General features: G+C 59.1%; 6 protein-coding genes and 1 pseudogene. 2 read left to right on the plus strand and 5 right to left on the minus strand.

Going from position 1 to position 6,106, the window contains the following annotated elements; genetic code table 11:
• The 5 genes from JE47_RS0119165 to JE47_RS0119185 form a co-directional block, all read right to left on the minus strand.
• Window positions 1-393: DUF402 domain-containing protein (locus JE47_RS0119165; protein WP_031461290.1), on the minus strand; the 393-nt coding region annotated here is incomplete at its 3' end.
• Complete coding sequence (locus tag JE47_RS0119170; protein WP_031461291.1) at window positions 390-1,265, minus strand: DUF58 domain-containing protein; 876 nt, start codon at window positions 1,263-1,265, stop codon at window positions 390-392. The genes JE47_RS0119165 and JE47_RS0119170, both read right to left, overlap by 4 nt.
• Window positions 1,265-2,266: an AAA family ATPase gene (locus JE47_RS0119175; protein WP_031461292.1), complete on the minus strand. Its 1,002-nt coding sequence runs from the start codon at window positions 2,264-2,266 to the stop codon at window positions 1,265-1,267. Before JE47_RS0119175 ends, JE47_RS0119170 begins: the two co-directional genes overlap by 1 nt.
• Before the next feature lie 14 nt (window positions 2,267-2,280).
• Window positions 2,281-3,948 carry a hypothetical protein gene (locus tag JE47_RS0119180; RefSeq protein WP_031461293.1) on the minus strand — a complete coding sequence of 556 codons (1,668 nt, stop codon included), beginning with the start codon at window positions 3,946-3,948 and terminating at the stop codon, window positions 2,281-2,283.
• 83 nt (window positions 3,949-4,031) lie between these two features.
• Window positions 4,032-4,460: a zinc ribbon domain-containing protein gene (locus tag JE47_RS0119185; protein ID WP_031461294.1), complete on the minus strand. Its 429-nt coding sequence runs from the start codon at window positions 4,458-4,460 to the stop codon at window positions 4,032-4,034.
• Between the two features lie 233 nt (window positions 4,461-4,693).
• Here JE47_RS0119185 and JE47_RS0119190 point away from each other — a divergent pair, with 233 nt between their 5' ends.
• Entirely contained in the window at window positions 4,694-5,662 is a 969-nt protein-coding gene (locus tag JE47_RS0119190) for an nSTAND1 domain-containing NTPase (RefSeq protein ID WP_051871218.1), read from the plus strand.
• Window positions 5,659-6,106, plus strand: a pseudogene (locus JE47_RS21975) (ATP-binding protein); the annotation flags it as partial. The gene JE47_RS0119190 and the pseudogene JE47_RS21975, both read left to right, overlap by 4 nt.

Genomic DNA, 6,106 nt, shown 5'->3' on the forward strand with positions numbered 1-6,106 from the left:
AGTCGCGGGATCGGTTTGGGCAATCCCACGTGCTTCGTACTCGGCGAGATCGACCAGTTCGATCTGAAGACGGTCGGCACTCACAATGAGATCAATTTCCAAATCTTCCGTTTCAATCACTGTTTCGCCGATCCGTGCCGGACGGGCCAGATTGCAATACCAACCGCGAATGGCGCCATCAGGTCGTTGCACACGGAAGATGTTATACCAGCGATCGGTGTAAAATGTTTCGATCAAGGTATCGCCCGGTTCGATACTAAACAGACCGAGATCAACCGGGCCCAGGCGCCATTCGGCGCACACGGTTACACTCCGCTCATCACGCTCGATCACCGTTGCCGGGTAGCGAATCGTCTGACCTTTTGCCGGTTTGATCAAACGGACTTCGATCATCGCACAATACCAGCGCGTCGCAACTGCGTGAAGACAAACTCTTCAATCGGAATAGCCGTATTTACCGGCACATACCGGATTCCCCGCCCACTGCAAAACGTCTCAATCTCTTGCTGCCAGCTTTGCAGTGACTCACGGTAGCGCTGAAGCACATCAAGATCGGCACTGATCTCAACCGCCGGTCCGCCTTCGCTATCAACCAGACGGATGTCACCTTCAATTGGCGGATCGATCTCTTGCGGTGCCAGGATGTGCATAATCGTAATTTCAAAGGGACGTGCCGTAAGCGCACGCAAAGCATCGCGCCAGCCCGGATCAAACAGATCAGAGCAGAGTAAGAGCGGGCCGGCGCTGCGGGCAGTCTGAAGATAGGTACGGCAGAACTGCGTCAGGTTCACGGTACTACCGACCTCAAGACGCTGCAAAAACTCAAACAGTGCCACTGCCCCACGCTTGCCACGAATCCCACTGACCGCCGCCGGACGACCACCAAACGCCGTGACATTCACCCGATCAAGATTACTTAGCGCAATATAGCCAAAGGTAGCAGCGATCTGGCGGGCATAGTGAAGCTTTTCTGGGTTGCCCCAGGCCATACTGCGACTGGTATCTACCAGCAGGTGAACGTTTAACTCCTCTTCGGCAACGAACAGTTTGAGGTAGAACCGCTCAGCACGTGCGTAGAGATTCCAGTCAATTTGACGAATATCATCGCCAGCCGTGTATGGCCGAAAATCGGCAAACTCAACCGACGAGCCACGTTTCGGGCTTCGTCGTTCACCTTGCAGATCGCCCGCCATTGCACGTCGGGTTTGCAAAGCCAGACGATCAAGCTTGCGCAGAAACGTAGCGGTGAGCAATGGCTCAGCCATCACTCCTCCTTGACCGCTTCCAAAACGCCTTTCACCACATCATCAGCACTGATGCCCTCGGCCTGAGCCTCAAAATTGAGCACCACCCGATGGCGTAATGCCGGCAACGCGGCCAGGCGCAGGTCACCAAACGAGACGTTGTAACGTCCATCGAGCAGCGCTAAAATCTTACCGGCCAGAATCAGGGTTTGCATCCCACGGGGTGATGCGCCATAACGCACGTACTGTTTGGTGATTGCCGGGGCATCTTTGCTCTCTGGATGGGTAGCAGTAATCAGGCGGGCCGCGTAACTCAAGACATGGCTGGCAATCGGCACCGTGCGCGCCAGTTCTTGCATTTGCAAGATCATCGGCCCATCGGCAACATGGCGCGCTGTTGGCTGGCGCGCACCGGTTGTTCGTTGCGCAATTTCGACCAATTCGGCAGCAGAAGGGAAGGCGACGTTAATCTTGAAGAAGAAGCGGTCGAGTTGCGCTTCTGGTAACGGATAGGTTCCCTCCATCTCTAGTGGGTTCTGGGTCGCCAGCACAAAGAACGGTTGTGGCAATTTATGGATCGTTTTGGCAACCGTTACCGTGCGCTCCTGCATTGCTTCCAGCAGGGCCGATTGGGTCTTGGGAGTAGCACGGTTGATCTCATCGGCCAGCACCAGGTTTGCGAAGATGGGGCCAGGCTCGAAACGAAATGACTTGTGGCCGTGGGCATCTTCGCTGATCAGCGTGGTACCGATAATATCAGCCGGCATCAAGTCGGGCGTAAACTGAATGCGCGAGAACTTGCAATCGATGACATCGGCCAGTGTGCGCACCAGCGTGGTTTTGGCGAGACCGGGAACGCCTTCCAACAGCGCGTTACCACCGGCCAGCAGGGTAATAATGACTTGCCGAATCAGTTCGTGCTGACCGACAATGACCTGCGAAACTTCGGCTTCAATCTGTTGCGCACGCTGCCGAAACTCTTCCGGCGACATCATCACCCCAGTTTGGGGAACAGCAGTCATGCGGTTCTCCTTTGTTATGGTTCAAGGCGCGAGAAGTATTCGCGCACGAGGTCTTGCAAATAGATCGGTACACTGCCGCGGTCGAGCGCTTCAGTGGCAGTCCGCTGGTATTCGGGAAAGATTTGTTCGTAAGGAACAACTGAAGGATTGTTTAACCCGCTTTGTTGACCCTGACCAGGACGCACTTCGCTGCTTCCACCACTGTTTTGCTGACCCGGAATGAAGTCAGGTTCACCCTGTTGACCAGAGGGGCGGAACGGCTGATAAACCAGGTCGTTGTTTCCGCTCTGGCCCTGCTGTGATGCGGGACGGTTAGGATCAACATCTCCTGAAGCATTGCTCTGCTGTTGACCGAGATGATCAGCCGTTGAACCGCCCCCCTGACCGGGCTGCCCCTGCTGCCCCTGACCGGGTTGGCCTTGCTGGCCTTGACCAGGCTGACCGGTCTGACCTTGCTGGCCCTGCCCCTGCCCCGCTTGCCCCTGTGCTTGCTGCCCTTGCTGGCCCTGGCCCTGCTGGGCCTGCTGGCCCTGACCATTTTGCCCGGCTTGCGCAATCTGCTGACGAGCGGTCTGCGTGTTCGCCAGTGCCTGTTGCACAGCCTGCTGATTGGCCACCGCCGCCTGAGCATTGCTCGCCTGCTGTGCGGCCTGTTGCAGTGCCTGCGCCGCCGCCTGGTTATCACCACGTTCGAGAGCCTGAGCTGCATCTTGCAGCGCCTGCGCCGTCGCCGGATCGGCTGCGGCCAGTTGAGCCGCCTGCTGCGCCAGCTCATCGGCAAGTGCCTGCCGTTCGGCGGCGCTCATTTGATTGAGGCTGTTTGCCAGATTTTCGAGTTGCTGCCGTAACTGGTCAAGCGTTGGCCGAGGCGAGGTCTGATTGTTAGAGAGTTGTTCAAGCCGCCGTGCCAATTGTTCGAGCGCCGCCTGACGGAGATCGGTTTGCGGATCGAGCCGCTGCCGAAGCTGCATTTCGGCGCGGGCAATGTCGGCCAGCGCCTCCTGTCGATCACCGGGATTGCGTGACAGTTCCTCTTGCAATTGACGCAGAATCTGCTGCAATTCCTCACGCTGTGCTGGCGTCAAGTCTTCGCGGTTCGCCAGCTCCTCTTCCAACCGGGCAAGCTGCTGGTTCACCTCTTCAATCATCTCGGCTACCGCCGCCCGTTCGGCCAGAACGCGCTCCATTGGATTGGGAAGGGTCAGTAAGGCAATCAGCGCCGCAAGCGGCAACAACGCCCACAACAGTGGTCGGCGTGGCACGCTGATCGGGAGCTGCCGCGGATGAAGCTGTGCCGCCACCGTGCAGGCGTCGGCCTGCTGATACGATGTCAGCGGTGTCGTGGCACCGGTCTCGTACAGTTCAATTGCGGTCGAGAGGCGTTCGCGCAGATTGAGCAACAGGTCAATACGCTGTGCGGCTCGACGCAGAGGAAGTGGCCTGAATACGATAAAGCCGATGATGACCATCAGCCAGAGCACGATCGGCATCAAAGCCCACCAGATCAGATTGGGGATGGGTGTTAGCCAGCCAACAGCCGCCACCAGCACACAGACCGTCAGTGCCAACCAAAGCGTGCGGCTGGCCAGCACTAAACCGTCGTTGATGCGCAATTTTATGCTTAGCGGGCGCACGTATCGGCGCACTATCTGATAGGGCGAAGGGTTCATTACCTGCGTCATTGCCTGTCCTTCCTGCTACGACGTAGCGGTTATCAGTATCGTACCACACCTATGACGCCGCAGCACCCGCATCGGTTCCCAGATTACTCTTCCCGTCGCCAGACATGACGCTCAACCACCTGACGCACCAGCTCGCCGCGCTCCCAAATTTCAACCACACGCTGGCTAATAATCGTTGTGGTGACGCTCACCGGTGTTGTCACCGTCGGCGGAGAAACGACCGGTACAGGCACGGTTGTGATTGCCGATGCCGCCGATGAAGCACCCATACGGTGACGCAGCCATGCCCGTCCGGCTTCTACAGCCAGCGTTGCGACACCGAGGGCCAATGCTGCACCGATCTGACGCATCTGCATTGGCGAAAGCGCGAGGGGAAAGTTTCGCGGAGCCAGAGCCGATTGCTCACGTGGCGCTAGCGCATCTTGTTCGGTGAGCGCCGCACCGCACGCGCCGCAGTACCGATTTTCAAGCGGGTTGCCATGGCGACAAGCCGGACAGATCCGTTCAACCATACGCTCACCTCGTTGGCAAAGAGAGATAATACCGACTGATGTGTTGTAGACAGATGTATTATACCCGAATCGAGTGCAGGTGTCCTGGCGAAAACCGCGACGTGCCGCTGTCAATCGGAATGAAAACACGGAACGTCGCTGTGGGAGAAGCGTATGTCTGCGAGAGCGACAGGCGCTGTGCTATAATCGAAGTAACACGTTTCTCATTCGTGACATCATAGCCTAGAATACGTATGCCTGACCCACACCTGACGAACCTCATCGAGCGCCTAAAATCCGACGTCCTTACCCCTGCCGATCTCGACCTGCTGCGCGAAGCGTTGCGTGCCGGTCAGATCGCCATTGCAACCGGCGAGCGGGCGGTGAGCCTGGGCGGCAGCGCCGATGGCGCGGTGATCGTGACCGGCGACCACAATCGGATTATCATCCTTCAAGGTCATGCCGCGACCGTTGCCCGTGAACTGACCGCATCACCGCCAAACCCGCCAGCAGTTTACCCGCCCAACCCCTTTACGCCGCTCAGCGGGCGGATCACCGATCCCACGCGCATCTTCGGCCGCCAGCGCGAAGTGCAGCAGGCGCTCGACTATCTCAGAGCGGGGAGCAGCGTCGCCTTCATCGGCGACAGCGGCGTCGGTAAGTCGTCGCTGTTGACGCTGCTGAAAGAGCGCGCCGAAACCGAACTGGGGCGAACGCCGATCCTGCTCGATATGCAGAAATTGCACAGCGAAGATGACTATTACGAGGCGCTCTGCGAAGAGGCAGGGATCGCTACGGTGAAAGGTGGTCGGAAGTTAGAACGTGCGCTGCGCGGGCGACGCTTGTTGCTCTTACTCGACGAAATCGAAAAGATGACCTGGGACGGCTTCAGTCACAATCTGCGCGCCGAACTGCGCGGGCTGGCTGAAGGCGAGTGTGCGCCCTTCAAACTGGTGCTGGTGGCCCGCTCGCCGCTCGACCGGCTCTTTCCCGACAGCGAACTGAACACCTCGCCGCTGGCCGGTATCTGCCAGCAGATCAATGTGAAGCCCTGGAATAATGCTACTGCGCGGACGTTCATTCAGCAGCGGCTGAGTGGCACGCCGGTGCACTTCAGCGATGGTGAGATCGAGCTTCTGGTGCGCAGCAGCAATGGCCTGCCGTTGCGCCTGATGCAGTCCGCCTTCAACCTGTACCGGACGAAAACAAGTGGTGACGTATGAGTGAACCTGTGCCCCGTCTCGACCTGGCGCCCCGCCTCCGGCGCCGACTGCACCCCTGGAACCCGCTCGATTACCTGCGGCTGTTGTCCTGGGTCTTCTTCTTCCCGCAGGCGCTGCGCTGGTATGAGCAGACCTTCGCCGATCCGCAGTACCGCGACGTAACCGGACGCGAGGTATGGATGGTCATCCAGCGTGATTCGGTACGGCGCGATCTGGCGCTAATGGGGCTGTTTCTGACCCTGTTCATCCCACCAGCAGTCGCGACTGCCCTGCAAGGGGTGGGCGTGTCGATAGACTGGTTCGGCGTGGCGTTCGGCGTGGCGGGCGGCGTGGCGGTCGGCGTGGCGGGCGGCGTGGCGGTCGGCGTGGCATTCGGCGTGGCGGTCGGCGTGGCGGTCGGCGTGGCGGTCGGCGTGGCGGTCGGCGTGGCATTCGGCGTGGCGG

This window comes from Chloroflexus sp. MS-G (genome assembly GCF_000735195.1).
Lineage (GTDB): Bacteria > Chloroflexota > Chloroflexia > Chloroflexales > Chloroflexaceae > Chloroflexus.

What these genes read in the sequence shown, in the direction of transcription:
- JE47_RS0119175 (WP_031461292.1), bottom strand. Translation starts at nt 2,266, where the DNA reads ATGACTGCTGTTCCCCAAACTGGGGTGATGATGTCGCCGGAAGAGTTT.
- JE47_RS0119170 (WP_031461291.1), bottom strand. Translation starts at nt 1,265, where the DNA reads ATGGCTGAGCCATTGCTCACCGCTACGTTTCTGCGCAAGCTTGATCGT.
- JE47_RS0119180 (WP_031461293.1), bottom strand. Translation starts at nt 3,948, where the DNA reads ATGACGCAGGTAATGAACCCTTCGCCCTATCAGATAGTGCGCCGATAC.
- JE47_RS0119185 (WP_031461294.1), bottom strand. Translation starts at nt 4,460, where the DNA reads ATGGTTGAACGGATCTGTCCGGCTTGTCGCCATGGCAACCCGCTTGAA.
- JE47_RS0119190 (WP_051871218.1), top strand. Translation starts at nt 4,694, where the DNA reads ATGCCTGACCCACACCTGACGAACCTCATCGAGCGCCTAAAATCCGAC.